Annotated in this window: 28 protein-coding genes; 6 read left to right on the top strand and 22 right to left on the bottom strand. The window is 65.0% G+C overall.

Annotation, left to right across the window (positions count from 1 at the left end; genetic code table 11):
• Positions 1-8: 8 nt before the first annotated feature.
• Positions 9-1799: an adenosylcobalamin-dependent ribonucleoside-diphosphate reductase gene (locus tag HV786_RS07545; RefSeq protein ID WP_252870003.1), complete on the bottom strand. Its 1791-nt coding sequence runs from the start codon at positions 1797-1799 to the stop codon at positions 9-11.
• Between the two features lie 13 nt (positions 1800-1812).
• Positions 1813-2271: a universal stress protein gene (locus HV786_RS07540; protein ID WP_056317900.1), complete on the bottom strand. Its 459-nt coding sequence runs from the start codon at positions 2269-2271 to the stop codon at positions 1813-1815.
• Here HV786_RS07540 and HV786_RS07535 point away from each other — a divergent pair.
• Together HV786_RS07535 and HV786_RS07530 are read left to right on the top strand one after the other, a co-directional pair.
• The gene (locus HV786_RS07535) at positions 2161-2811 is read left to right on the top strand and encodes an aminotransferase class I/II-fold pyridoxal phosphate-dependent enzyme (RefSeq protein ID WP_338076528.1); all 651 of its coding nucleotides are present in this window, start codon (positions 2161-2163) and stop codon (positions 2809-2811) included. The two genes, HV786_RS07540 and HV786_RS07535, sit on opposite strands and share 111 nt — an antisense overlap.
• An 84-nt stretch (positions 2812-2895) precedes the next feature.
• Positions 2896-3600: a ribonuclease activity regulator RraA gene (locus HV786_RS07530; RefSeq protein ID WP_128827443.1), complete on the top strand. Its 705-nt coding sequence runs from the start codon at positions 2896-2898 to the stop codon at positions 3598-3600.
• 16 nt (positions 3601-3616) lie between these two features.
• Here HV786_RS07530 and arsH read toward each other — a convergent pair whose 3' ends face one another.
• The 6 genes from arsH to HV786_RS07500 form a co-directional block, all read right to left on the bottom strand.
• Positions 3617-4330 carry an arsenical resistance protein ArsH gene (arsH, locus tag HV786_RS07525; protein WP_128827444.1) on the bottom strand — a complete coding sequence of 238 codons (714 nt, stop codon included), beginning with the start codon at positions 4328-4330 and terminating at the stop codon, positions 3617-3619.
• A complete protein-coding gene (gene arsC, locus HV786_RS07520; protein ID WP_128827445.1) occupies positions 4323-4745 on the bottom strand; it encodes an arsenate reductase (glutaredoxin) in 423 nt (140 codons plus the stop codon). The genes arsH and arsC overlap by 8 nt, the downstream gene beginning before the upstream one ends.
• 45 nt (positions 4746-4790) lie before the next feature.
• Entirely contained in the window at positions 4791-5870 is a 1080-nt protein-coding gene (gene arsB, locus HV786_RS07515) for an ACR3 family arsenite efflux transporter (protein ID WP_128827446.1), read from the bottom strand.
• Positions 5871-5891: 21 nt separating this feature from the next.
• Complete coding sequence (locus tag HV786_RS07510; protein WP_128827447.1) at positions 5892-6218, bottom strand: ArsR/SmtB family transcription factor; 327 nt, start codon at positions 6216-6218, stop codon at positions 5892-5894.
• Between the two features lie 29 nt (positions 6219-6247).
• Positions 6248-7345, bottom strand: coding sequence for a DMT family transporter (locus tag HV786_RS07505; RefSeq protein ID WP_128827448.1), 1098 nt, complete (start codon positions 7343-7345; stop codon positions 6248-6250).
• A gap of 184 nt (positions 7346-7529) precedes the next feature.
• On the bottom strand, positions 7530-8495 hold the full coding sequence (locus tag HV786_RS07500) for a Bug family tripartite tricarboxylate transporter substrate binding protein (protein WP_128827449.1): 966 nt from the start codon (positions 8493-8495) through the stop codon (positions 7530-7532).
• A gap of 174 nt (positions 8496-8669) precedes the next feature.
• Between HV786_RS07500 and HV786_RS27565 the strand changes: the two genes are divergently transcribed.
• Together HV786_RS27565 and HV786_RS07490 are read left to right on the top strand one after the other, a co-directional pair.
• On the top strand, positions 8670-8861 hold the full coding sequence (locus HV786_RS27565) for a hypothetical protein (protein ID WP_420809630.1): 192 nt from the start codon (positions 8670-8672) through the stop codon (positions 8859-8861).
• A gap of 189 nt (positions 8862-9050) precedes the next feature.
• A complete protein-coding gene (locus HV786_RS07490; RefSeq protein WP_128827450.1) occupies positions 9051-9266 on the top strand; it encodes a hypothetical protein in 216 nt (71 codons plus the stop codon).
• A gap of 56 nt (positions 9267-9322) precedes the next feature.
• Here the strand turns inward: HV786_RS07490 and HV786_RS07485 are convergent, their stop codons facing one another.
• The 8 genes from HV786_RS07485 to HV786_RS07450 all read right to left on the bottom strand — a co-directional run bounded on the left by HV786_RS07485 (position 9323) and on the right by HV786_RS07450 (position 16569).
• The gene (locus HV786_RS07485; RefSeq protein WP_128827451.1) at positions 9323-11755 is read right to left on the bottom strand and encodes a membrane-bound PQQ-dependent dehydrogenase, glucose/quinate/shikimate family; all 2433 of its coding nucleotides are present in this window, start codon (positions 11753-11755) and stop codon (positions 9323-9325) included.
• 111 nt (positions 11756-11866) lie between these two features.
• Positions 11867-12448, bottom strand: a complete 582-nt coding sequence (ribA, locus tag HV786_RS07480; RefSeq protein ID WP_418910203.1) for a GTP cyclohydrolase II RibA — start codon at positions 12446-12448, stop codon at positions 11867-11869.
• Between the two features lie 131 nt (positions 12449-12579).
• Positions 12580-12999 (bottom strand): YgiW/YdeI family stress tolerance OB fold protein, encoded by a 420-nt coding sequence (locus tag HV786_RS07475; protein ID WP_128827453.1) that lies wholly within the window; start codon positions 12997-12999, stop codon positions 12580-12582.
• Positions 13000-13105: 106 nt separating this feature from the next.
• Complete coding sequence (locus HV786_RS07470; protein WP_175210446.1) at positions 13106-14497, bottom strand: ATP-binding protein; 1392 nt, start codon at positions 14495-14497, stop codon at positions 13106-13108.
• Between the two features lies 1 nt (position 14498).
• Entirely contained in the window at positions 14499-15155 is a 657-nt protein-coding gene (locus HV786_RS07465; protein ID WP_056317929.1) for a response regulator, read from the bottom strand.
• Between the two features lie 107 nt (positions 15156-15262).
• Positions 15263-15760: an outer membrane lipoprotein gene (locus tag HV786_RS07460; RefSeq protein WP_175210444.1), complete on the bottom strand. Its 498-nt coding sequence runs from the start codon at positions 15758-15760 to the stop codon at positions 15263-15265.
• 39 nt (positions 15761-15799) lie between these two features.
• Entirely contained in the window at positions 15800-16255 is a 456-nt protein-coding gene (locus HV786_RS07455) for a hypothetical protein (protein ID WP_175155506.1), read from the bottom strand.
• A 77-nt stretch (positions 16256-16332) separates the two neighbouring features.
• Positions 16333-16569, bottom strand: coding sequence for a LapA family protein (locus HV786_RS07450; RefSeq protein ID WP_056317937.1), 237 nt, complete (start codon positions 16567-16569; stop codon positions 16333-16335).
• Between the two features lie 248 nt (positions 16570-16817).
• Here HV786_RS07450 and HV786_RS07445 point away from each other — a divergent pair, with 248 nt between their 5' ends.
• Positions 16818-17549: a carbonic anhydrase family protein gene (locus tag HV786_RS07445; RefSeq protein ID WP_223575452.1), complete on the top strand. Its 732-nt coding sequence runs from the start codon at positions 16818-16820 to the stop codon at positions 17547-17549.
• Between the two features lie 71 nt (positions 17550-17620).
• On the opposite strand, the gene HV786_RS07440 is transcribed toward HV786_RS07445, so the two are convergent.
• Both HV786_RS07440 and HV786_RS07435 read right to left on the bottom strand, forming a co-directional pair.
• On the bottom strand, positions 17621-18193 hold the full coding sequence (locus tag HV786_RS07440; RefSeq protein WP_252870005.1) for a class I SAM-dependent methyltransferase: 573 nt from the start codon (positions 18191-18193) through the stop codon (positions 17621-17623).
• Positions 18194-18434: 241 nt separating this feature from the next.
• Positions 18435-19874: an NAD-dependent succinate-semialdehyde dehydrogenase gene (locus tag HV786_RS07435; protein ID WP_056317945.1), complete on the bottom strand. Its 1440-nt coding sequence runs from the start codon at positions 19872-19874 to the stop codon at positions 18435-18437.
• 225 nt (positions 19875-20099) lie between these two features.
• Here HV786_RS07435 and HV786_RS07430 point away from each other — a divergent pair, with 225 nt between their 5' ends.
• Positions 20100-20375 carry a hypothetical protein gene (locus tag HV786_RS07430; RefSeq protein WP_128828342.1) on the top strand — a complete coding sequence of 92 codons (276 nt, stop codon included), beginning with the start codon at positions 20100-20102 and terminating at the stop codon, positions 20373-20375.
• A 4-nt stretch (positions 20376-20379) separates the two neighbouring features.
• Here HV786_RS07430 and HV786_RS07425 read toward each other — a convergent pair whose 3' ends face one another.
• The 4 genes from HV786_RS07425 to ligD all read right to left on the bottom strand — a co-directional run bounded on the left by HV786_RS07425 (position 20380) and on the right by ligD (position 24570).
• Entirely contained in the window at positions 20380-21096 is a 717-nt protein-coding gene (locus HV786_RS07425) for a symmetrical bis(5'-nucleosyl)-tetraphosphatase (RefSeq protein ID WP_252870131.1), read from the bottom strand.
• 84 nt (positions 21097-21180) lie between these two features.
• Positions 21181-21420 carry a hypothetical protein gene (locus tag HV786_RS07420; protein WP_062839450.1) on the bottom strand — a complete coding sequence of 80 codons (240 nt, stop codon included), beginning with the start codon at positions 21418-21420 and terminating at the stop codon, positions 21181-21183.
• A 33-nt stretch (positions 21421-21453) separates the two neighbouring features.
• On the bottom strand, positions 21454-22002 hold the full coding sequence (locus HV786_RS07415) for a cytochrome b (protein ID WP_254599461.1): 549 nt from the start codon (positions 22000-22002) through the stop codon (positions 21454-21456).
• A 45-nt stretch (positions 22003-22047) separates the two neighbouring features.
• Entirely contained in the window at positions 22048-24570 is a 2523-nt protein-coding gene (ligD, locus tag HV786_RS07410; protein ID WP_128828340.1) for a DNA ligase D, read from the bottom strand.
• Position 24571: the final 1 nt, after the last annotated feature.

The following is a 24571-nucleotide window of genomic DNA, read 5'->3' as shown; positions in this document are numbered from 1 at the left end:
GCGGTCTCTCATGCGCACCCTTCGCAGGCGCTTGGCGTTGCCAGGGCGTTAGCCCCCGCGGTTGCCGTGCCCAGCACCGCCGCAAGTCCGGGGTCTGGCCGAAAGAGGGTAATCCCCTTGAGCCCGAGCTTGAACGCCGCCATGAACAACGCCTGCGCGCGTTCGACGTTGCAGTCGGACGGCACGGGCACCGTCTTGGAAATGGAGGCGTCCACGAAAGGTTGCAGAACGCCCACCATCGCCACGTGGTCTTCAGGCGCTACCTGCTGCGCGGTGCGGAAATACTCGGGCAAAGGCCTGTGGGGAAAATGCAGGTTCCATTGCCGCCACGCATGGTTCTCAACCGGCACGTCAACCGCGGCGGCGCCCAGCATCACGCGGCGGCGGTAAGTCCAGCCGAAAGCCGGTTCGATCCCGCTGGAGCAGTTGTCCGCAAAGGCGATGCTGACGCTGCCGGTGGGCGCATAGGAAACCAGATGGCTGTTTCGCAACCCATGCCGGCGCACGGCATTGCGTACGTCGGCGGCAAGAGCGTCGCCGATGGCGCCGTCCGACAGGTAGTCCGCTGCGCGGTAAAGGGGAAACGGCCCGCGCTCCCGGGCCAGCGCCGCCGATGCCGCGTAGGCGCTGTCCCGGATGCACCGGGCCACTTCGCTTGCGGCCTGGCGGCCGGCGTTGCTGTCGTATCGCAATTGCAGCATCGCAAGCATGTCCGCCAGCCCGGTCACACCTACACCTATCCTGCGCGTGGACAATGCCTGCGCCTGGTGGGCGGGCAGGGGCCAATGCGTCAACGCGATCACGTTATCGAGCATGCGCACCTGTATGCGGACCATGCCGGCCAGTTTTGCCAGGTTCACCGTGGCGGGGCCACCGAGTCCAAATGGGTGCTCGACCAAGCGTGTCAGGTTGATGGGGCCGAGCACGCAGCATCCATAGTCGGGTAACGGCTGCTCGCCACACGGATTGGTGGCCCGGATCGTCTCGAGCGCGCGCAGGTTGTTGGCACGCGCGATGGTGTCAATGAACAGCAACCCCGGTTCGGAACTATGGACGGCCTCGCGCGCGATTGCATCCCATAAGCGCCGTGCCGAATCCTGGCGATACTGCCAAAGGCCGTCGGTTCGCTGAAATGCGCCCGCGTCGATCGCCGCTTTGCCGGGCGGGGTGTGATGAATAAGTGGCCAGGGCTCGTCGCGCTGCACCGCGGCAAGAAACGCGTCGCTGACCGCGACCGAAATATTGAAGGTGCGCCAGCGCCGGCGGCCGTGCTTGGCCTGGGCAAAATCGAGGATGTCGGGATGCGCACAGGATAGAACCGCCATTTGGGCGCCGCGGCGGCTGCCCTCGAATGCCAGGCGGGCGCACGCCGCGTCGTACTGGTCGATTGCTTCGTGGACCGTCGGGGCGTCTGCCCGCCCGGGGGATCCCGCCGCCAGCGGGGGCAGCGACGAAAAATCGTACCCGACCCCGCCGCCCATGGCCAATGTCTCAAGCGCCTGCTGCAGACCGGCCTGAAAGGAGAGTGAGGCATCATGGCCACCCACCGGTTGCACGAAACAATTGACCATGGTCGCGTGTGCCTGCGTGCCGGCGTTTGCCATGATCCGCCCCGCACCGATCGCGCCGTCCCGCATGTTCTGAAGAAACGCCGGGGCGACGGACGCCCGCCGTGCGGGCGTCTCCGCCTGGGCGAGCGCCAGGGCGACGCGCGCGTACACCTGCGCCGCATCGTGCTCCCCGCAGGCCGCGTACCGGTCAAGCAGCACATTCGCGCACGCCGACTGCGGCAGGAGCACGGAACACCCCGGATCAGGAAACGCCTTCGGGAGCCCGCAGCAGCAGGACCGGTACCGACGCCCCGCGCAGGATGCCTTCGGCGCTGCTGCCCAGAAGGAGGCGCCGCGCGCCGCGACGGCCGTGCGTGCCGATCACGATCAGATCAGCTTTCCAGGCTGCCGCTTCATCCAGCACCCGCTGCTGGACGGTCCGGTCCAGATTCTCGTAGAGCGCGGTATCCGCTTCGATGCCTGCATCGCGGACGGTGCCTTGCGCCGTCTCCAGCATCTTCGCGCCGTTGCGGCGCATCAGATCCAGGAGTTCGCCCGCGTGATAACTGTAGGCATCGGTGGTCAGGGCAAAGGACAGCTCGTCAATGACGTGTATCAGACGGATGCGCGCCCCGGTCAGCTTGGCCAGCCGGATGGCCTCGTTCAAGCCGATCTGCGAGGTGGCGCTGCCGTCGATGGGAACAAGGATTCGCTCGTACATGCTGGTCTCCGGGAAAATTGGGCACGAAACCAGTATCAGCGGACGCGCGGCGAAAATATTGATTCCGGTCAAGTTGTGGGCGACAGCGGATATCCGAAGGGTTCGACACTGCCTCTGGGACGCCGCACGCGGGGCGATCCCGCCCGTGACACAGACAGGGCAGCGACAGCGGCGGCAACCGCGGCGCTGGATGGCCCGATGGAATTTCTGATACCGCGCAATCAGGCGTTCCAGCGCCGGCGCGACCACGGCCTGGACGCGCTCAATGCGATCGAGGGCATTCACTGCCGCACGCCAGAAGGCGCGTTTTACTTGTTTCCGTCCTGCGAAGGGCTGATTGGCCGCACGACGCCGCAGGGCAGGGTGCTCAAAAGCGACGTGGATGTCAGCCAGTTCTTTCTCGACGCGGCGCATGTCGCCGTCGTGCCGGGCAGCGCATTTGGCGCTGAAGGCTACTTCCGCATTTCATTTGCGACGTCGGACGAGCGGCTGGCGCAGGCGTGCAAACGTCTGCGCGATACTTGCGACACCCTTGACTAAAAAGGCTGGAACAATGGATTTGGGCATCACGGGAAAGCGCGCGCTCAAGCTGAGCGCCAGTTCCAATTTCACCTGGAGAAATACATGACGGTTTCCGACGAGGTTTATTTCAAGGCGCTTTCCGGCGTCACGACGGCCACGCTGACCACCATCCTATTGAAGAAAGGGCTGCGCAACGTCTGGATTCGCGGCGCATTCCCGCTGGCCCTGGGCCTGGACCGCATCGTCGGCCGCGCGTTCACCGTGCGCTTCGTGCCCGCCCGCGAAGACCTGGCTACGCCGGAATCCTGGTCCTCGCCCAAATCCAGCCGCGGCGCCATCGAGCAGATGCCCTCCGGCTGCATCGCGGTGGTCGACGCCATGGGCGTGAAAGACGCCGGCATCTGGGGCGACATCCTGTGCGCCCGCATGGCAAAGCGCGGCGTGGCTGGCCTGGTGACCGACGGCGTCGTGCGCGACTTGGCCGGTGTACTGGGAACCAAGCTGCCCGTGTGGGCGAGCGGAGCGGCAGCGCCGCCCTCGGTGGCCGGCCTGACCTTCGTGGACTGGCAGCAGCCCGTCGCCTGCGGTGGCGTGGCCGTCTTTCCCAATGACGTGATCGTCGCCGACCAGGACGGCGCCGTCGTCATCCCAGCCGCGCTGCTGGCCGACGTGGTCGACGCAGCCGTTGAGCAGGAACGCTTTGAAGGCTGGATCATGGACGAAGTCAACAACGGCGCCGTGCTGCCGGGCTTGTATCCGCCGAACGAAGCCAACAAGGCGAAGTACGCCGAGTCGAAGAAGGGGTAACGCCTGACGGCCCTGTCTACGCAACGGAAGGAAGCCGGCTCTTCATGCCGGCTTCCTTGCGTTCGCTGTAGCGATCCACCAGATAAGGGCTTGTATCCCGCGTGAGCAACGTGAACTTCATCAGCTCCTCGACCACGTCGACGATCCGATCGTAGTAAGGGGAGGGCTTCATGCGCCCGCGATCGTCGAACTCCTGGTAGGCCTTGGCGACGGACGATTGATTGGGAATGGTCAACATCCGCATCCAACGGCCCAGGATACGCATCTGGTTAACCGCGTTGAACGACTGCGATCCGCCCGAAACCTGCATGACCGCCAGCGTCTTGCCCTGGGTGGGCCGCACGGCGCCCACCGACAACGGGATCCAGTCGATCTGCGTCTTCATCAATCCCGTCATCGCGCCGTGACGCTCGGGCGAGCTCCAGATCATGCCTTCGGCCCACTGGACTAGCTCGTGAAGCTCTCGGACCTTGGGATGATTCTCCGTGGCGTCATCGACCAGCGGCAGCCCGGTGGGGTTGAAGAGCCGGGTTTCGCCGCCCAGGGCTTCGAGCAGGCGCGCCGCTTCTTCGGCGGCCAACCGGCTGTACGAGCGCTCGCGCAGCGATCCATACAAGAGCAGGAACCGCGGCGCATGCGTGGCCTGCGCCTGCGGGAACAGCGCGGCCGGAGCCGGCTCCTTGAAGTACGCGGGATCGATATTCGGCAGATCCGCAAACACGTCAGACACGGTTGCCCTCCGCATCGATCAGCGGTTCTCCATCCTCTTTGTTGAAGGCGCCGCGTTGCGCCTGAGGCAGAATGTCCAGGACGGCCTCCGACGGCCGGCACAGCCGCGTACCCAGCGGGGTCACGACGATCGGGCGATTTATCAGGATAGGGTGCTCAAGCATGAAGCCGATCAGTTGGTCGTCTGTCCACTTCGGATCCGACAGCCCCAATTCGTCGTAAGGCGTGCCTTTCTGGCGCAGCAGCTCGCGAGCGGAGATGCCCATATCGGCAATCAACGACCGCAGCGTGGCGGCGTCCGGCGGGGACTTCAGGTACTCAATGATCGTGGGCGTTTCGCCGCTGTTGCGAATCAACCCGAGGACGTTGCGAGACGTGCCGCAGGCCGGGTTGTGATAAATCGTGATGGAACTCATGAAAACCTCTCTCTAAGGAATGTCGGGCAGGCCGGCGGCCACCACTCAGCGCCGGATGGCGCCGGCCTCGTACCAACCCTTGGTCCGATTGACGATCCGCACGACTAGCAACATTACGGGCACCTCGATGAGCACGCCCACCACGGTGGCCAATGCCGCGCCAGAGTGGAATCCGAACAGGCTGATCGCGGCCGCCACGGCCAGTTCGAAGAAGTTTGATGCGCCGATCAGCGCGGAAGGGCAGGCAATGCTGTGCTTTTCTCCTGCGCGGCGGTTAAGCCAGTACGCCAGACCCGAATTGAAAAACACCTGGATGAGAATCGGCACCGCCAGCATCGCAATGATCAAAGGTTGGCCGATGATGGCTTCGCCCTGAAAAGCGAACAGCAGAACCAGCGTCAGCAGCAGCGCCGCCATCGAGAACGGCCCGATGCGCGCCAGGGCGGCGTCGAATACCGCCTGACCGCGACGAAGCAGGGCGCGGCGCCAGAGCTGGGCAAGCACCACCGGAATCACGATGTACAGCCCGACGGACACCAGCAGCGTGTCCCAAGGCACGGTGATGGCCGACAGCCCGAGCAGCAAGCCCACCATGGGCGCGAAGGCAAACACCATGATGGTGTCGTTCAATGCGACCTGGGACAACGTGAACACCGGATCGCCTCCCGTCAGGCGGCTCCAGACGAACACCATGGCGGTACACGGCGCCGCCGCCAGCAGGATCAAGCCGGCAATGTAGCTATCCAGCTGGTCGGCGGGTAACCAGGCCGAAAAAATCTGGCGGATGAAAAGCCAGCCCAGAAAGGCCATCGAAAACGGCTTGACGGCCCAGTTGATGAACAGCGTCACGCCAATGCCGCGCCAGTGCTGCTTGACCTGGCCGAGCGCGCCGAAATCCACCTTGAGCAGCATGGGAATGATCATCACCCAGATCAGAATTCCCACCGGCAAGTTGACCTGAGCGACTTCGAGGCGGCCAATGGTCTGGAACAATGCGGGCATCAGTTGGCCAAGCGTCACGCCTAGCACGATGCAGAGAAACACCCATAGGGTGAGATAGCGCTCGAAAACACTCATCCCGGGGCGCGGGCGCTGAGCCGGCGCGGCCTGTGTGGTGGACGACATCGGGTTTACTCCGGAGTTTGATCAGCAGGTCGTGCAAGCCGCACGCAGGGAAGGTTCGCAGGCCGTGCCCGCGCAGCAGTGCTCAGTCAGATAGCCGAGCAATCCGCTCATCTGCGAGAAGTCGGCTCGGTAGATCAGGTTGCGCCCCTGTTGCTCGACAGTGACCAGGCCCGACGTCGACAGTTCTTTCAGATGAAAGGACAGGGTATTGCGCGCAACGCCCAGTTGGTCTGCCAGGACACTGGGCATCAGTCCCGGCGGACCCGCCACGACCAGTGCGCGGAAGGTCCGCAGCCGTTGAGGATGGGCGAGGGCGCCTAGCGCCGAGATAGCTTGCTCTTCGTTCATTGTTCAATCATACAACGATTATTGAACTATTAGCGAGAGCCCCGAGAACTTCCTTTCTTGCGTGCGCGACCGTGTGGATGTCTGTGATGAATATCCGGGTAGTGCGGATGGGTGTGCGTCAGAGGTTCGTGACGATGAGGATGGGTGTGTGGTTCCACGCCATCCCAGGCGAATGGGTGCGTGTGCTGGTGGTGATCGTCGTGCACATGCCGGTGGCTGTGCTCAAGCGGTTCGTGGGTGTGCTCGTGCGCATGCCGTTCGCGCACGTGCAGCCAAACGCCAAGCGCCATCAAGGCCGCGGCCGGCCAAAAGAGTAGACCGGGGCTTTCTGGCCACAGAACAAAAGATATCGCCACCCCAAAAAGCGGCGCCACGGAGAAGTACGCGCCGGTCCTGGCGGTTCCCAGCGTCCGGAGCGCCACCACGAACAACGTGAGGCTCAATCCATAACCGAAAAATCCCACGGCAAGACTGGCGCCCGCCACCGCGCCGGACGGAAAGCCGGCGCCGCCGAGCAGTGCCAGGGTTGTGCTGACGATGCCCGCTGCCAAGCCTTTGATGCCCGCAATCAGCATGGCGTCATTGCAGGCGACTCGCCGGGTCAGGTTGTTGTCCACCGCCCAGCACAGACAGGCGCCCACGATCAGCAGCGCCCCGGTCGACAGCGTTGCGCCGCCGGGCTCCCAGGACAGCAAGACGCCGCCCAGAACGATGGCAATCATGCCCATCACGATCTGGCGGTCGGCATTTTCCTTGAAGAAGCACCAGGCGATGACCGCGGTAAGCACGCCTTCGACATTGAGCAACAGGGAGGCCGACGCGCCGCTGGTCTGGGTCAACCCCAGCATCAGCAGGACAGGGCCAAGTACGCCGCCCGCGACAATTGCGCCCGCCAACCAGGGCAGATCAGCCCGAGGAATCCGCCAGGGGGAAGGAACGGTCGATGTCCGGGCATGCAAGACGTGGCGCAATGCCAGGAGGATGCCGAGACCCAAGCCACTGCCCAGATAGAGCAGCCCGGCCAGCAACAGCGGCGGGACGCCTTCGACCAGAGCTTTTGCGAAGGGCGTGCTGGCGCCGAACAGGAGCGCGGCTGCTAACGCAGGGGTGGCAGACCGGATGGACATGGGAACGGGCGATTGATTGGGGCGGTGTGGCTATTTAGGGGAGCCAAACATTCTATCCACCAGGATCCTTTACTTTACATAATACACATTATGCGTACTTAAGCTGGAGCGATCACCACACCGGTTACGGACCTTCGCAGCTCGGAGCCATTATCGTCGCCAACCGATGCAGACCAACCACCCGCTACTCCTTTTTCTGCCCCTTGGCGCTTGCCGCGAACTCACCGGCCAACGCCTTGAGCTCTTGCTTGTAGTCGTCCAAAGATCCCTCATATCCCTCCAAATACAAATCCCGCCGCGCCTTTTCCATCGCCGCTGAAGTGGCAGCCTGACGCACGAACTCCACCAGCTTCGTCCTGACGGGCTCTGGCGTTTCGCTGCGCACTGCAACGCTGTAGCTGCTGTGGAACACCATGTTCGGCACGCCAAGCTCGGCAAACGTCTTCACTCCGGGCAAATGACTGACGCTTCCTTTGCGGCCGGTATAGGCCAGCACCCTGACGTGCGGATTGTCCTTGACGCTTTGGGTGGTGCCGATCGTGGTGAAGTAGCCGTCGATCTGCCCGCCAAGAATCGCCGTCAGCCCTTCCGCGCCGCCCTTGAATGGAATGGGACGGTATTGCGTCCGCAGCCCTGCAGCCAGCCTCGCGGCGAGCGTGGAGTATGTGCCCACGCCGAGGTCGGCGACGCCAATATCCAATTCCCGGTTAATGCCCTTCAAGTCTTCCAGGCGGTTCCAGCCTCGGTCGGACGGCACGATGAAGGCGTAGCTGCTCTGGCCCAGCGGCGCCAGGATTTCAAAGTCGGAGAATTCGTAGTCCGCGGCGGGTGTCGTGATTTTTGCGCTGTAAAAGCCTTCGGCGTGGACCAGCAAGGTGTATCCGTCCGCGGGCCTGTTCTTGACGGCCATGATGCCGATGGCAGAGCCAGCGCCTGGCCGGTTTTCGACGACGACCGGTTGGCCCATGATCGTGCCCAGTTGTTGGGCGAACGCGCGCGAGATGGCGTCGGTGGCGGCCCCCGGTGGATACGGGACGACGAGGCGGACAGGTTTCGACGGATAATCGGTTTGCGCGCCAGCCCCGAACGAAAACAGTGCGCTGAGGACTGCGCTGCCCAGCAGCATGCGGCGGCGTGTGACGATAGGCATGTGTTGCTCTTTTTCAGTTGTCTCCGCCTGAAAGTGTATCGATCGCCCAGCCGTCGATCTCCGCGATATTCCGCAGAACTCTTCTGCAAGAAATGAAGCAAAAGGCATCGCGATTGCCCAAGGCGATGCCGGCGACTCCTACGGTTCATGCCATTTTGATCTGCGGGTTCAGCTATGGGCAATCCGATTGCGCTGGTCGCGCCCTTGTCCGCGATCCTGCTGAATCCCGTGGTGCTCCCTTCCCTGCCCTACGATCCGGACAAGGACCTGCTTCCCGTCGCGCAAGTCGGCGCAGCGGGCGGCACCGGCGCGGCCATATGCCGGCAATTGCGCTCGATGAGCGGTTGGTTCCAGGTGTCGCGATGACCGCCCCGAAGCAGTGCGGCCGAACTACCGCCTTTAGCTCTTCTTGGCGATTCGCTTCCCGGCTAAGCTTTTTCCTAGCCGGTCGCCGATCCAGTCTGTCCAGGATCGGTTGACCCAATAGCCGCCCACCGCGCACGCGCCCACCGGCTGGAATTTGCGGCCAATGCGCACATCACCAAGGCCCGGGAAATGACCACAACCTATTTTGGCTTGCCTGTCGTGAAAGACCGTTTGGTGCGTCTCGAAGACATCCGTCGCCTCCCGTTCTACACATTCTGGGAGGAAAGCAGCCGAGGGTCGGCGATATGTGAAGGCGATGAGGGAGAGCTTTTCGTCTATCTGAACGACTGGGAGGCATTCTCCGACTTGTTCATCAAGACCGGCAAGCATCGCCACAGCGGTTAGATTGCAAAAAAATGGGCGCTCCGCGGAGCGCCCAGATCCTTGCGTTGCCGCGCGGCTTACACCTTGCCCGGCAATGCGTAGGCAATCACATAGTCGCCACGGTCGGGCGAATTGCGCGCCCCGCCGGCTGAGATGATGATGTATTGCTTGCCATCGACGGTCGACTTGTAGCTGATGGGCGTGCCCTGGCTGCCGACCGGCAGACGGACCTTCCACACTTCCTTGCCGGTGCCGGCGTCGTAGGCGCGCAGGTAGTAGTCCTGCGTGGCGGCGATGAACACGAGACCGCCTTGGGTGGCGAGCGTGCCGCCGATGGTGGGCATGCCGATAGGGATCGGCAGGCCCAGCTTCATGCCGAAGGGGCCGGTGTCCTGCACGGTGCCGACCGGCACCTGCCAGACCATCTTCTGCGTCTTCAGATCCACGGCGGTCAGCGTGCCGAACGGCGGCGCCTGGCATGGGATTTCCAGCGGCGACATGAATCGCACCTTGGCGTTGATCGCGTAAGGCGTACCGGCCAGGGCCACGGGGCCCTGGATTGCGGCGGCTTCATTGCCGTCGCCCTTTTTGGCGTTGGCGCCGGCTTCGACCAGCTGCACTTCCAGGCCGACGCGCATGTCGTTGATGAACAGGTAGCCGTTGACCGGGTCGATCGAAATGCCGCCCCAGTTCATGCCGCCCAGCGATCCGGGCAGGTTGAGCGATGCGTCGGTGCCCGGCGGGGTGAACAGGCCCGTGTAGCGCTTGGACTTGAAGTGAATGCGGCACAGCAGCTGATCGAACGGCGTGGCGCCCCACATGTCCGATTCCTTCAGGTCGTTGGCGCCGATCGAAGGCATGCCGACCGAAAAGGGTTGGGTCGGCGAGTAGGTTTCGCCGGGAATGTTGCCGGCCGGCACCTTGCGTTCTTCGACGCGAGTGAGCGGCTTGCCGGTCTGGCGGTCCAGCACGAAGATCTGGCCGGCCTTGGTGCCGAAGACGAGCGCGGGCACGTTCTTGCCGTCCACGGGGAAGTCCGCGAAAGTCGGCTGCATGGGCACGTCGAAGTCCCAGAGGTCGTCGTGCACGGTCTGGTAGACCCACTTTTCCTGGCCGGTGCTGGCGTCGACCGCCAGCACCGACGCGCCGTACTTGCGGTCCAGCGCGGTGTGCTTGACGCCCCACAGGTCCACGGCGGCGCTGCCCACGGGCATGAAGACCGTGTTGGACTGTGCGTCATACGACATCGGCGCCCACACGTTCGGGGTCGAGCGTGCGTACGTCTGGCCGTCGGCGGGCGCGGCCTTGTCTTGCGGATTGCCGGGGTCGAACGCCCAGCGCAGCTCGCCCGTGATGACGTCAAAGCCACGCACCACGCCGCCAGGCATGTCGGTGCTGACGTTGTCCGCGACGCGGCCGCCGATCACAATGGTCGTGCCGGCCAGCGTCGGGGCCGAGGTCGGGTAGTACTCGCCCTTGTCGGCGCCCTTGCCCATGCCGGCGCGCAGGTCGACGCGGCCCGCTTTGCCGAAATCGGCGCAGAACGCGCCCGTGTCGGCGTCCAGCGCGATCAGTTCGGGCGTCACGCTGTTCATCAGGATGCGGCGGCGGCAGGCGGCGCCCGCGTCCAGGCTGACGGTCTTGACGGGCGTCGCGCCTTCGACGGTGGGCTGCTCCAGCGGCGCATCGATGTCGAAGTAAGCCAGGCCGCGGCAACGCATCCACTTCTTTTGCTTGGCGTTGATCTCGACTTTCCAGAGTTCCTTGCCCGTGGTCGCGTCCAGCGCGATCACGTTGTTGTGCGGGGTGCACAGGAACACGCGGTTGCCGATCTGCAGCGGGGTCTGCTGGTCTTCGGCGCCGCCGCCACCGGGGCTGACGGGCGTATCGCCCGTGCGGTAGGTCCAGGCGACCTGCAGGTCCTTGACGTTGTCACGGGTGATCTGGTCCAGCGCCGCGAAGCGCGTGCCGCCGGCGGTGTTGCCGTAATGCGCCCAGTCCTTCTGCTCCTGGCCCGGAGCAACAGGCTTGAGCGCGAGGGTCTCGCCTTGCGAGAGCGGCGCGTGCGGGACGAACATGCCGGCAACTGTCGCAATGAAGGCCAGCGCCAGCACGGCGGCGGCGATGCGGGACGGTGCGGGGCTGGCCGGCTGGTTCTGCGCGCGGCGCAGCAGCGGCTGCGACAGTGCCACCAGGATTCCAAAGCCGACAAACACCAGGACACGCGACACGAGCGGCCAGAACTGCAGGCCGACCTCTGCCACCGCCCAGATGGCGGTGCCGATCAGGGCCAACGCGTACAGCAGACCGCCACTGGCGCGGCGGCGCGCGATCTGGATGCCGGAGATGGCCAGCACAACGCCGCAAATCACGAAATACCAGCTTCCGTTCAGCGCCACGAGGCGCGCACCCTGGTAACCGAAAAAGAGTCCGGCCGCCAGAATGCAGGCGCCCAGCACGAACAGCCACGCTTTTGCGAGCGCGGACAGGTCTTTATGTTGTTGATTCATAGGGGATTCCAAAACGATACGGCCATGCAGCCGGCAATGCGGCCCAACGACCGGCCCAGAGTATAAGGGTTTCTCCTTATGCCGGGAGGGGCTGCCGGGCGTATCGCTTCGTTACTCCTCGGTCTGACCGAGTTCGATGCGGTGCTGCGTGCGCAGCGCCTTGGCCAGCAGATAGCCTTTGTTGTGCTCGTTTGGAAATACGCCCGTCAGGCGGCAACCGCTGACCCGGATGCCCATGCGTTCGAGCTGGGTGCGCTTGTCGGGATTGTTTGTCAGCAGTTCAAGATTGTCGACGCCCAATGCCCGCAACATCTGGGCGGCCGGCGTGTAGTCGCGGTCGTCCAGGCCGTGGCCCAGTTCCAGGTTGGCAGTGTAGGTGTCGTAGCCCAGTTCCTGCAGCCGGTAGGCGTCAAGCTTGGAATACAGGCCGATGCCGCGCCCTTCCTGGCGCAGGTACAGCAGATAGCCGCCCTCCTGGCTCATGAGGCGCAACGCTTCCTGAAGCTGGGGACCGCAGTCGCAGCGCAGCGATCCGAAGACATCGCCCGTCATGCACTCGGAGTGCAGCCGGACGAGCGGTTGCGGGCCGGGTTGCCCGAATTTGAGGGCAAGATGATCGCGCGCATCGGCCAGACCATGAAAGCTATAAGCCAGCGCCAGCGCCTCGGTGCCATCGGTAAGGCGGATGGGCAACCGGACGGTGGCGCGGATGGAGGCTTCGGGCAGTTGGACCGCGGCGGGGGACGTTACGGGATTCACGACAAACAGGCACGGGTATCGAATCGGAGGTCGACAGGATAACGTATGCGCCCGCCGCGCGCGCTTTACATCACGCGGACGCTGTCGACGTCGAACTCGACGTTGTTGCGGTCACGGTCCAGTTCGCCACGCAACTCGACCTGGGTCTTGTCGTCGATCTTCTGGCCCGCCGGAAAGTCCTCGTGATCGATTTCGACCCGAATCTGGCCCGTGCCGTCGTCAAAGGTGTAGTGATCGTCACCGTCGTGCGACACGATGCGGCCGCGCAGGATGGCGTTCTGGTCGTCCCGGCCATTGGCCAGGAGTTCCTTGACCGTCGTGACGGCAACCGTGCTGGGGCCGCTGTAGCCTTGGGCAGCGGGTTTGCCGGTGCTGGGGCCCGTGTAGCCTTGGGCGTGCGCCACGCCCGCGACGGCGGCGCCCGCGAGGACGGCGCTGGCCAGGAAGGTGCGGATGAATGAGGAACGACGAGAGATCTGGGTCATGGTGCGGCTCCTTGCGCGGATTGCGCTTCGCTGTTGAACATGGCGCCATTTGACGCCCCGAAGATGAAGCAGACCTTATCCCTGCGCGGGGACGCGGATTCTTGCGTCACCCGTTCATGTCTAGCGGCAGCAGCAGCGTGACGCCCAATCCCCGGCCGTCCAGCCCAGGACCGAACCGTAGTTCCGCGCGATGCATGTTGGCCACGCGCGCCACTATGGACAGTCCCAGGCCGTTGCCCGGCACGTTTGTGCCCAGGACGCGGTAAAAGCGCTGCGTCAGCCGCTCCAGATCGGCTGGGGCCACGCCCTCCCCGTCGTCCTTCACGCTGAGCGCGACGTGCTGCCCGGCGCGTTCGGCGGTGACCCGCACCTGTCCGCCCTCGCGGCCGTACGACACCGCGTTATGGATGAGGTTGCGCAAGGCGGTAAAGAGCGCGTCCCGGTTGCCGACCAGTTCCTTTTCGCGCGCCGCAATCGTGATCGTGGCGCCGCGCGCCGCCGCCGCGGGCGCGCAGGCGTCCACCGCATCTTGCAGCAGGCTGGGGACGTCGATGCGCTCGCGCGGCATGGCGTCGCCCGATTGCGGGTCCAGCCGGGCAAGTTGCAGCAGGTTTTCGACCAGGCTCGTCGTGCGCATCATGTCGGCGCGCAGGCGATGCAATTGCGCGGCCAGCGCCGGCGCCTGTTCGGCGGGATGACTGCGTTGCAGGACCTGGATCCGCGACGCCAGGGCCGCAAGCGGCGTGCGCAGCTCATGCGCTGCATCCGCCGTGAAGCGCCTTTCGGCTTCAAGCGCGTGGTCCAACCGGCCAAGCAGGCGGTTCAGGGCTGCCGTGATGGACTGCACTTCATGCGCCCTGCTCTCTTCGGCCACCGGCGACAGGTCGGACGGCGATTTGGTCTCGATGCCGCGCGCCATGCGCGCAAGCGGCTTGAGCAGACGCCAGATCAGGAACCAGTTGATCAGCCCAAGCAGGACCCACAGGCCGACCAATGGCCACGCCAGCGACTCAAGCATGTCCCAGATGAGATCGGTACGGTCGTCCATCTCCTGACCGACCTGGGCCGAGAAGCCGAGCGAGTCATGATGGCGCACGTACACGCGCCAGTCCTCGCCGTCGGCACGGACGTCGTAATAGCGGTCGCCGCGCCGGTCCGGCGGCACAAATGGAAGCTTGGGCGCATCTTCGCCCCGCAGCAGCACCTCTCCCGTGCGCGAGACCAGCTGATAGTCCAACCGAAGTGCCGGCTGCGTGTCGCCAGCGGCGGGCTGGCCCGCCGTCCGACCGATGCTGCCCTCGCCCAGCGCAAGGACTAGCCTCGCGCCCTCTTCCAGCCAGTCGTCATAGGCGTCGTTGACCTCTTTGCGCGCGATGGCCAGCACGATCACGGTGCTGACCAGCCCCACCAGGATGCTGGAACCGAGCGTCGTGCCGATGAGGCGCCGGCGCAGGGAATAGCCGCGCTCGGCCCGGGGAGACGTCTTGCGCCAGCGCATCTCAGTCCGCCAGCCGATAGCCCTGGCGGCGGACGGTCTTGATGAGGTCCGAAGACAGCTTGCGCCGCAGGTTGTAGATGTGGACTTCGATCGTGTTGCTTTCGACTTCGTCGCCCCAGCCATACAGCGCCTCTTCCAGCTGCGCGCGGGACACGATATGGCCCGGCCGCCGGATGAGCGCGTGCAGGATGGCGAACTCGCGCGCCGTCAGCTCGACCGGCGCCCCATTGAAGCGCACCTGCTTGGCCGCCACGTCCAGCAAGACGCCACCATGCTCGAGCGCAGGGGTGGCGTGTCCGTCGCGGCGGCGCAGCGCAGCGCGGATGCGCGCGGACAGTTCGTCCAGGTCGAAAGGCTTGACGAGGTAGTCGTCCGCGCCCAAATCCAGGCCTTCGATACGGTCGGGCACCGCGTCTCGGGCGGTGATCATGATGGCCGGCACGTTGTCGCGACGCGCACGCAGCCGCCGCAACAGGTCGTCCCCCGAGACGCCGGGCAGCCCGCGGTCGATCAGCACGCAGTGGTAGTCGTGGGCGGCCAGCGCCGTTTCGGCAAGATCGCCGCGTGTCACGCGGTCGACCACGTAGCCGTCGAGCTCCAGCCAGGATTCGATCGACTCGCCCAGGGATACATCGTCTTCGGCCAGTAGGATACGCATGCGCCGACTATACGCGACAGGATGAAGAGAATCTTAAGACGCGGCCGGCGAGGCGAACGCCCCGCATCCGGCCCGAATCGCGAACCGGATGCGGACCCCAAGACGCGTCAGATGCCGCCGACGCGGCTGACGCCGCCCTGGGTGACCACCTGGACGCGCTGGCCGGTGGAGATCGGCACGTCCGCTTCCTGTGTGATGACGCGTACGTCGCCTGAATCCAGGCGCACGGTGATTTCCAGGCCCGCACGGCGCATGCTGGCGTTTTCGACTGCGTTGCCCGCCATCGCGCCGCCGACGGCGCCGCCGACGGTGGTGATGCGCCGTCCGGAGCCGCCGCCCACGGCGTTGCCGGCGACAGCGCCCAACGCGCCGCCCGCGATCATGCCCATGCCCGAGGTCTGGCTGGCCTGGATGGTGACGGGCCGCACGCCAATGACGTAGCCGAGGGTGACGGTCTGGGCGCGCTGCGCCTGGTCGAAGGTGTAGACGCGCGAGGACGCGGAGGGATTGGCGCAGCCAGCAAGGATGGCGGCAAGGCCAAGGATGCCGCCTGCGGCGAGAAGGGTCAGGGGGCTACGCGGGGCGGCCTGCTGAGGCTTTTGCATGATGGGGTCTCCGGAACGGCGGAAATGGGAAATCCGGGCCTAGCGCGGACGCGCCGGCGAGGCCGCGGGCGCAGGCGCCGGTGCGGGCGCAGGCGCAGCCGCGGATGGCTGGGCGCTGGCGCGCATGAACTTCCCATTCGCATCGAAGCCGCCTATGGCGCGGCCATTGAAGAACACGACGCGCCGCGCGGTCCACTGCGGCTGGTCGGGACCAAGCTGGTCATAGGCAGCCACGTCAAAGTCGTACTCCCAACCCGACATGGGCTTGCCGTCCTCGCCCGCAAACGTGGTCTTCTTAACCGATTCCGCATATCCCTTGTCGCGGTAGCTGACATACCGGGTGGGCGGCATGGAATCGCGCAGCGTCGACATGTACTGGTACAAGTCTTCATCGCTGGGTGGCGTGCCGTACTTGGCCAGATCGTTCTTCGTCGCGACCGTGCCGGCGCAACCGGCCAGCACGCACGTGGACAAGACAAGGAATAGCCTTTTCATCGGGATTGCTCCTAAGTACGCGTTCGCGCCCTGACTGCGGACGCACGGCGGCTAGCCGGGTAGCGCTTGGGGAATCTTCAGGGGGTGGGACCGGCGGGACGGCTGGCCGCGCCCCGGAATGCGGTGCGCAACAGGCTGAGCAGAAAGCCGCCCGTCAGCATGCCCAGGATGTAGACGCCGACGACGAGAACCGACGTCGGCAAGGTGATGGTGGATGTCCAGAGCGTCAGGGTGACGGAATCGAAATTCTGGACCTTGAACGACAGAACCATCGCCGTGAGCAACACAATCAATACGATGTACAGGTATCTCATGGGGCACCATTCGTATTCGCTGTCTTAACCGCCCCGAACCCGCCCGGGGGCCTGTCGTGCGAAAAACTATGCCACTCATCGGTCGGGAAAACAAGAAGCATTGTTCACCGCCGCAAACAGGAACAGAATGGCTGTCGCCGTGAAAACGGCAAGTGTGGCCGGCCCATCATTGAATAGCCGCGTCCCGCGGTCTATCGTTTTGGGCTGCTTTTTGGGGACACCTCATGGAAGCGATCAAGGATTGTTGCATGGCTGGGCACCCTCTGAACCTGGACCGGCGCGGCTGGTTGAAGGCGGGCGTGGCCGCCGGAACGGCTGCGGTGATGGCCGGCGTGGCAGTCGCCCCGAACGACGCGCAGGCGGCGTCGTTATCGCAGGCACAGCGCGACGCAATGACGCCGGACCAGGTGATTGACATGATGAAACGGGGCAATGCGCGCTTTCGCGCGGGCAAGCCCCAGAAGCACGATTACCTTGCGCAGAAGCGGTCCAGCGCCCTGGGCCAATACCCGGCGGCGGTCATCCTGAGCTGCATCGACTCGCGCGCGCCCGCCGAGATCATTCTGGACACGGGCATCGGCGAAACCTTCAACGGGCGGATCGCCGGCAACATTTCCAACAACGACCTGCTCGGCAGCATGGAGTTTGCCTGCGCGGCGGCGGGCGCCAAGGTAATCCTCGTCATGGGGCATACGGCTTGCGGCGCGGTGGCCGGCGCGATCGACAATGTTCAGCTCGGCCATCTGACCGGATTGCTCGACGTGATCAAGCCGGCGGTCGAGGCCACCAAGTACACGGGCGACCGCAGCGGCAAGAATGCGCAATTCGTGGACGCGGTGGCGCGTACCAATGTTCAGCTCACCGTCGAGGCCATCCGCAAGAACAGCCCCATTCTTGCGGGGCTGGAAAAGGAAGGAAAGATCAAGATCGTCGGGTCGATGTACGACCTCACCAACGGCATGCTGACGTTCATGGCATAGCCCTCCCCCGACGTCGCCGTACCGCGGGCGGACGTGCCTCTCAATGAGCCGCGCCCGTCCCGCCCGTGCTCTCAGGGCGTCCGGCTCAGGCTGTAAACAGAGGCAGGCGGCAGGTTCATGGGCACGAATCGCACGCGCCGGGCGTGAAGTCCACAGTCATCGAGCACGCGCGCCGAGATCGGGCATTTCACGCCATACGTGAAGAAGTGCATGGATGCGCCCGGCGGCATTGCCTCGAAGACGGCGGTAAGCAGCTTGAGGTGATGCACGCCGCTCATGTTGCGCAGCGGCAGGCCGCAAATCGCCGCGCCGATCCCCTGCAGTTCAGGATGGCTGTCGCGCGACAGATCCTGGGCAGGCACCTGCAACACGGCCGCCTCTGGAAACTGGCTGCGCAAGCTGGAGCTCATGTCCGAATCCTGCTCCACCAGTACCAGACTCGATGGCGCAACGCCCCGGCGCAGCATTTCGCGAGTGAACACGCCAGTCCCGCACCCCAGTTCGAGGACCTTGCCGGCGCGGGGCGGGATCGATTCGGTGATGGCCGCGGCCAGCGCGGCGCTGGAAGGCGCTACCGCGCCGACCGCCGAGGGGTTGGAAAGCAGTGCCTTGACGAACTGCTTGCGCTCCAAAAGCCAATTCATGGCCGAGCCGGCCGGCTTGTGCCGGGCTAGGGTCTTGATGGGCGGCAAGGAAAACATCGATGCGTCTATCTCCGGGGGACGTCATTGTCAGACAGACCTTACCTTCGGTCGGCGGGCCCGACCGGCAACGGTGCGTAAGCACGCCTTTCATTTGGAGAGCGTCGAATCCGGAAACGAACAAGCCGTATCCGATTTCTCGGATACGGCCTGTTGCCAAACCAGATGGGTCAGACGCCGGAGCTTAGACCCCCACGACCGACACGGCCTTGGTGACCAGATACGCCTCAAGCGCTTCGGGACCGCCTTCGGAACCGTAGCCGGAATCCTTCACGCCGCCAAAGGGCAGCTCGGCCGAGGGCGTTGCGGGCTGGTTGACCCAGAGCATGCCCACTTCAAGGCGGCGCGACAGCTCGTGCACCGTCTTGATCGACCGGGTGAAACCATAAGCCGCCAGGCCGAACGGCAGGCGGTTGGCTTCGCGGATGGCTTCGTCCAGGGTTTCGAAGCTGCGGATCGCCGCGATGGGACCAAACGGCTCTTCGTTGAAAATATCGGCCTCGAGCGGCACGTCGGTCAGGATCGTCGGGGCGAAGAAATTACCGGCGCCACCCACGCGCTGCCCACCAGTGGCCACGCGTGCGCCCTTCTCTGCCGCGTTCTTGACGATCTTGTCCATCGCCGCCAGGCGGCGGTCGTTGGCCAGCGGGCCCAGCGTGGTGCCTTCGGTCAGGCCGTCGCCCAGCTTGAGCTTTTCGGCGTGCGCGATGAAAGCCTGCTCGAAAGCCGCCTTGACGTTCTTGTGCACCAGGAAACGGGTCGGCGAAATGCAAACCTGGCCGGCGTTGCGGAATTTCGCGCCGCCCGAAGCCTTGACGGCCAGTTCGACGTCGGCGTCCTCGGCCACGATGACCGGGGCGTGACCGCCCAGTTCCATCGTGACGCGCTTCATGTGGCGGCCAGCCAGCGCGGCCAGTTCCTTGCCGACCGGCGTGGAGCCGGTGAAGGTGACCTTGCGGATGATCGGATGCGGAATCAGGTAGCTGGAGATCTCGGCCGGCGAGCCGAACACCAGGCCCAGCACGCCCTTCGGGATGCCGGCGTCGACAAAGCAGTTGAGCAGCGCGGCAGGCGACGCCGGGGTTTCCTCGGGCGCCTTCACCAGGAAGGAGCAGCCCGTGGCCAGCGCGGCGCCCAGCTTGCGCACGATCTGGTTGACCGGGAAATTCCAAGGCGTGAACGCGGCGACGGGGCCGACGGGCTCCTTGATGACCAATTGCTGGGCCGCCGGGTTGCGCGACGGCACGATGCGGCCATAGACGCGCAGGGCTTCGTTGGCGAACCAGTCGATGATGTCGGCGCCCGCCAGCACTTCGCCGCGCGCCTCGGCCAGCGGCTTGCCCTGCTCTTGCGTCAACAGGCGCGCCACGTTGTCCGCGCGCTCGCGCAGCAGGACAGCCGCCTTGCGCATGACCGCGCAACGCTCGTGTGCGGACGTGTCGCGCCACGTCTCGAAACCGCGTTGCGCTGCCGCCAGCGCCGCGTCCAGGTCCTCGCGGGAGGCGCTGGCCACCTGGCCGATCTTCTGGCCGGTGGCGGGGTTCACGACGTCGATGCGCGCGCCGCCTCGGGCCTCGCGCCATTCGTTGTCGATCAGGAGAAGAGTATCTGGGTAACCGTTCATGAATGCTCCGTGGTTGAAATGCGGCCGTCACGTGTCAGTCGAGTCGGGCAAGCGGGGCGGAAACGCCCGGCGCCTGCCGTATCGTAAGTGTTTGGGAGGGAGACGGGAAGTGGGCCGCCTTTGGAGCGTCCGGCTGGCGGTCCGGCGCGCAAGGCCGGGCATGGGCACGCCGCTTGCTGTAGGCGTTTCGCCTTTCGTCACTTAACCCTGATTGCGGAGGCTCCCATGAGCTCACCGGAACCCGTTCTCTCGCCGACGCCGGTCGGCAACACCTTGATTTCCTTGGGACTTGCGCGCGGCGCCCAACCCGCCCAAGTCGCGGATGGCCGGCTCCCCTGCCCCACGGCCGCCAATGATGAAATTCCGCCCGAGGCGCAATCGGCGGGTCAGGCCGAAGCGCCGGCGCGCGTGCCGCTTAGCGCCTGGCTGTCGTTGGCGTTCTATGCCATTGGCACGGCGCTTCTGTTCAGTCTGGGCGTGGCCTATCGGCTGTTCGCGTGACCGTTCAAGCCGCCCGGGCAAGCGCTTCGCGCGGGGCCTGTACCAATTTGTGGTCGGAAAGCCGGTAGGCAGTCAGCGGCCCGCCCGTCACGCAGCCCGTGTCCAGGCACACGGCGTCCGTGCGCACGAGCAGCCCCAGTGTCGCCCAGTGGCCGAAGACGATGGTGTTGCTGGCGTCCGCGCGCCGCGGCAGGTCGTACCACGGCAACGTGCCGCGAGGCCAGCGCCCTGGGGTGGACTTGGCGCCGGGCGCCAGCACTGCATTGCGGGTGCAAAGCCGCATACGCGTAAATGCGCTGGCGATGAAGCGCAGACGTTGCTGCGTATCCAGATTGGCGCTCCACGCCAGCGGCGCGGTGCCGGTCAGCGTGCGCATGTGTACGCGCCAATCATCGTCGCGAAGCATGTCCTGGACCTCGCCGGCGAGCGCCACGGCTTGGGCCACGTCCCATCCGGGAAAGAGCCCGGCATGCACGAGGACATGCCGGCCCTGCACGTGAATCAGCGGTTGCGCGCGCAGCCAATCCAGCAATTCGTCCGCATCCGGCGCGTTGAACAGATCATCCAACGTGTCGCGGGGGTCGGGGCGCAGGCAACCTGCGGCCACCCCCAGGGCGCGCAGGTCGTGATTACCCAGCACCACGGTCGCGCGGTCGCCCAGGGACATGACCCGGCGCAAGACCTCGGCATTGGCAGCACCGCGGTTGATCAGGTCGCCCACGAACCAGAATCGGCAGGTTGGGTCCCCCGCGATTTCCGTGCGGTGCGTCAACCGCCAATGTGAAGTTCGCGTCAACAGGCGTGGCTATCCTTCCTTTTTGCGCCGCCCCCACACGGATTCCTGGCGATAGGAGTCCGCCTGGCACAACGTGCGGTAGAACATGGCGCCCGCGCCTATGAAATTGCCCAGCTCCTTCTCCGACAGCTTGGGTGCGACGCCTTCCAGGTACCCGGCGTAAATGGAAAGCACCCGGTCCCATTCGTCCAGCCGGGGCGCCGGCGCGGACACCGAGATCATCAGTGCCAAGAGCTCATCGCGCTGCATGATTGCCTCCTGTGCAGGCCGGCGCGCCGGCCGTCATTGCCCCTTGGTCATGCGCGTCAATACGCGCCGGCCGTCCCTGCCGCGGTGCAGGAAGGCCATCAGGACGTGGCCCGCCGCCGCCGCGAGAAGCGTCCAGCCCAGCAGTCCGTGCCAGGCATTGGCCAACTCGACCAGCGCTTCGATTTCCTGGTCGCGGGGGCTGAAAACCGGGATGCCGAAAGCCGAGTATCCCCTGCCCCGGCCATACGCCCGCAACAGTCCCAACGTGGGAATGGCGATCATCATGAGGTACAGGAGTAAGTGTCCGAAGCCCGCCATCAGGCCGCTGTTCGGACGCCGTCTCAGGTTGGCGAGGGCCCACGCGCCGCGTACGACGACCAGGATCAGCAGCAACAGACCCAGCGACGTGTGCGACGCCCAAAAGAAGTCCTCGATGGGGGTGTCCGGAAAAAATTGCCGCGCCGCCGCGCTGATGAACTGCCACGCCAGCAGCACCGCCATTAGCCAATGCAGGACGCGGCTGACGATTCCATACCCTTCCGGGTGGTCCATCACGCTGGATTTGGCGACAGGGGGTGGCATAGCGCAACTCCTTGGGAGATCCACACAGCACAAGGGAGATCCTGCTCATGGCGCGAACTCCATGGCGGACATGGCGGGCGCGAGGGACTGCGGCGCGTAATCGTCCCATGGGGTGTTGCCCGCGTCCAGCCGGGCGTGGATATCCTGGATCGTCCAGTGCGCCCCGCCCGTTAGCTTGTCCAGCTCTTCCCACTTGACGGGCACCGACACGCCCAGACCGGGACGTGCCCGCGCCGACCAGGCGCAAACGGTGGTCGCGCCAAATCCATTGCGCAGGTAGTCCGCAAAGATCTTGCCGACCCGGTTCTTTGGCCCGCTCTTGGCCACAAACAGTTGCGGTAGTGTCCGTGCCAGATGCTGCACGATCACCTGGGAAAAGCGCTTCACCGTGTCCCAGTCGTACTGTTTGCGCAGCGGCACGACCACGTGCAGGCCCTTGCCGCCGCTGGTCTTCAGCCACGCTTTCAGCCCGATTTCTTCCAGCAGCACGCGCACGAGGTTCGCGGCCTGTTGCATCGCGGGCCACTGCACGCCCTCGCCCGGGTCCAGGTCGAACAGCATCCGATCCGGCTTGCCGATGGACGTCTTGACCGCGTTCCAGGTGTGAAATTCGACCACATTCATCTGCACCGCGGACATGATGGCCTCGGCCGTGGGCACTTCGAGCAGCGGTGGATGGTCCGGGTCGAGCTTGGCCGGCAAGGATTTGACGCCCGGCATGGCGGCTTCAAGGTGCTTTTGGAAGAAGAATTCGCCCTGGATGCCGGCCGGCGCGCGCAGAAACGACACCGGGCGTCCCTTCAGGTGTTCCAGCATCAGCGGCGCCACCAGCGCGTAATAGCGCGCCAGATCCAGCTTCGTGAGCTTGGTGGACGGATCGATGACGCGATCCGGATTGGTGAGCTTGCCGCCCTTGGCGCGGCTGGCCCTTGAGGCGGGTGCCGCTTTGCTGGCCGGTTTGGTCGCGCCCGCATCGCCCTCGATGTCTTTGACTGGCACCGCCTTCTCCCTGGAAATGGCCCGCACCGGCTTGTCCTGCCGCAGTCCTCGAAAGACAGAATGACGGATGTGTCCGCCCCCCGTCCACTCGCCAAACGACACCTCTGCGATCAGTTCGGGCTTGACCCAGCGTACGCCACCTGCGGCGGGCGCGTTCGCGACAGGCTTCTTGTCGGTCTCGATGGACGCCAGGCGCTTTTGCAGCGACACCAGGCTGGCGTCATCGAAACCTGTGCCGACCTTGCCGGCATAACGCAGGCTGCCATCCTGCTCGGTCACGGCAAGCAGCAGCGCCCCCAGCCCCGCGCGGCTGCCCTTCGGCGCCGTGTAGCCGACGATGGCAAATTCCTGGCGCCGGGCGCATTTGACCTTCACCCAGGTATTTGTGCGGCGCGACACATAGGGCGAGGACAGGCGCTTGGCCATGATGCCTTCCAGCCCCATCTTGCAGGCTGTCGCCACCAGATCCGACGGCGCGGCCTCCAGGGCCTCGCTGAATCGCAGATGATCGTCTTCAGTGGTGTCCATCAGTTGCTGCAGCAGCGCCCTGCGCACCGTCAGGGGTTCCTGGCGCAGATCCCGCTGCCCGATGAAAGGCAGATCAAAGGCGTAGAAGACGATATCTTGCGTGCGCTCGCCGTCGAAGGCGTTCTGCAGCGCCTGGAAGTTCGGAATGCCCTCGCGGTCGAGCATCACGATTTCGCCATCCACCCAGGCCCATTTGGCAGGCAACGCGCGAAACGCTTCGACTAGATGAGGCAGCTTGGCGCTCCAGTCGTGGCCGTTGCGGGTAAAAAGGCGCACGTCGTCGCCTTCAATCCGCACCACCATCCGGTAGCCGTCGAATTTCATTTCGTACAGCCAGTCCGGGGCGTGGTGCGGCACGCCGTCCACCAGCGTGGCGAGCTGTGGTTTCAGATGCGCCGGCAAATCTGCAGCCACGCCGGGCAAGGCGCGTTGGCCGGCGGCCGAAGATTCAGGTTGGTCTTCGGACCGATCTGGGGATGGCGCTTTGGCCGCGCGCAGCGGGACCACGCTGTCGGGCATTTCGTCCACCACGCTGAACTCCCGCTCCGGCCGAGCGAACGCATCACGATCCTTGATGAGCAACCAGGGCGGCTGCTTGTCGCTTTCCTTGCCCTTTAAGCGGATCAGCGCCCACCTGCCCTGCATCTTGACGCCCTGCAGGTCGAATTTCAGATGACCGTCCCGATAGCCCTTGCGCGGGTCGCCCACGGGCATCCACTTGCCTTCGTCCCAGATGATGACCTTGCCCGCGCCGTACTGGCCTTCGGGAATCTGCCCCTCAAACTGGTTGTAGGCAATGGGATGGTCCTCGACCTGGACGGCCATGCGCTTGACGGCCGGGTCGTAGCAAGGACCCTTGGGCACCGCCCAGCTCTTCATGGCGCCGTCCAGTTCCAGACGGAAGTCGTAGTGCAGCCGGCTCGCCCAGTGCTTCTGGATCACGAAAGCGCGCGCGTCCTCGTTCGCCTCGCCGCCGCCTGCCGGTTCCGAGGTAACTTGAAAGTTGCGCTTTTCGCGGTACTTCTTGAGCGAATCGGCCATG

The sequence above is a fragment of the Achromobacter mucicolens genome (assembly GCF_902859725.1).
GTDB lineage: Bacteria > Pseudomonadota > Gammaproteobacteria > Burkholderiales > Burkholderiaceae_B > Achromobacter > Achromobacter mucicolens.
This window is presented reverse-complemented; position numbering and strand designations above follow the sequence as displayed.

What these genes read in the sequence shown, in the direction of transcription:
- HV786_RS07475 (WP_128827453.1), bottom strand. Translation starts at nt 12,999, where the DNA reads ATGACCCAGATCTCTCGTCGTTCCTCATTCATCCGCACCTTCCTGGCC.
- HV786_RS07445 (WP_223575452.1), top strand. Translation starts at nt 16,818, where the DNA reads ATGGCTGGGCACCCTCTGAACCTGGACCGGCGCGGCTGGTTGAAGGCG.
- HV786_RS07465 (WP_056317929.1), bottom strand. Translation starts at nt 15,155, where the DNA reads ATGCGTATCCTACTGGCCGAAGACGATGTATCCCTGGGCGAGTCGATC.
- HV786_RS07530 (WP_128827443.1), top strand. Translation starts at nt 2,896, where the DNA reads ATGACGGTTTCCGACGAGGTTTATTTCAAGGCGCTTTCCGGCGTCACG.
- HV786_RS07485 (WP_128827451.1), bottom strand. Translation starts at nt 11,755, where the DNA reads ATGAATCAACAACATAAAGACCTGTCCGCGCTCGCAAAAGCGTGGCTG.
- HV786_RS07470 (WP_175210446.1), bottom strand. Translation starts at nt 14,497, where the DNA reads ATGCGCTGGCGCAAGACGTCTCCCCGGGCCGAGCGCGGCTATTCCCTG.
- HV786_RS07450 (WP_056317937.1), bottom strand. Translation starts at nt 16,569, where the DNA reads ATGAGATACCTGTACATCGTATTGATTGTGTTGCTCACGGCGATGGTT.
- HV786_RS07490 (WP_128827450.1), top strand. Translation starts at nt 9,051, where the DNA reads ATGACCACAACCTATTTTGGCTTGCCTGTCGTGAAAGACCGTTTGGTG.
- arsC (WP_128827445.1), bottom strand. Translation starts at nt 4,745, where the DNA reads ATGAGTTCCATCACGATTTATCACAACCCGGCCTGCGGCACGTCTCGC.
- HV786_RS07510 (WP_128827447.1), bottom strand. Translation starts at nt 6,218, where the DNA reads ATGAACGAAGAGCAAGCTATCTCGGCGCTAGGCGCCCTCGCCCATCCT.
- arsB (WP_128827446.1), bottom strand. Translation starts at nt 5,870, where the DNA reads ATGTCGTCCACCACACAGGCCGCGCCGGCTCAGCGCCCGCGCCCCGGG.
- HV786_RS07460 (WP_175210444.1), bottom strand. Translation starts at nt 15,760, where the DNA reads ATGCAAAAGCCTCAGCAGGCCGCCCCGCGTAGCCCCCTGACCCTTCTC.
- HV786_RS07455 (WP_175155506.1), bottom strand. Translation starts at nt 16,255, where the DNA reads ATGAAAAGGCTATTCCTTGTCTTGTCCACGTGCGTGCTGGCCGGTTGC.
- HV786_RS07415 (WP_254599461.1), bottom strand. Translation starts at nt 22,002, where the DNA reads ATGCCACCCCCTGTCGCCAAATCCAGCGTGATGGACCACCCGGAAGGG.
- HV786_RS07500 (WP_128827449.1), bottom strand. Translation starts at nt 8,495, where the DNA reads ATGCCTATCGTCACACGCCGCCGCATGCTGCTGGGCAGCGCAGTCCTC.
- HV786_RS27565 (WP_420809630.1), top strand. Translation starts at nt 8,670, where the DNA reads ATGGGCAATCCGATTGCGCTGGTCGCGCCCTTGTCCGCGATCCTGCTG.
- HV786_RS07435 (WP_056317945.1), bottom strand. Translation starts at nt 19,874, where the DNA reads ATGAACGGTTACCCAGATACTCTTCTCCTGATCGACAACGAATGGCGC.
- HV786_RS07540 (WP_056317900.1), bottom strand. Translation starts at nt 2,271, where the DNA reads ATGTACGAGCGAATCCTTGTTCCCATCGACGGCAGCGCCACCTCGCAG.
- HV786_RS07505 (WP_128827448.1), bottom strand. Translation starts at nt 7,345, where the DNA reads ATGTCCATCCGGTCTGCCACCCCTGCGTTAGCAGCCGCGCTCCTGTTC.
- ligD (WP_128828340.1), bottom strand. Translation starts at nt 24,570, where the DNA reads ATGGCCGATTCGCTCAAGAAGTACCGCGAAAAGCGCAACTTTCAAGTT.
- HV786_RS07420 (WP_062839450.1), bottom strand. Translation starts at nt 21,420, where the DNA reads ATGCAGCGCGATGAGCTCTTGGCACTGATGATCTCGGTGTCCGCGCCG.
- HV786_RS07430 (WP_128828342.1), top strand. Translation starts at nt 20,100, where the DNA reads ATGAGCTCACCGGAACCCGTTCTCTCGCCGACGCCGGTCGGCAACACC.
- HV786_RS07440 (WP_252870005.1), bottom strand. Translation starts at nt 18,193, where the DNA reads ATGAATTGGCTTTTGGAGCGCAAGCAGTTCGTCAAGGCACTGCTTTCC.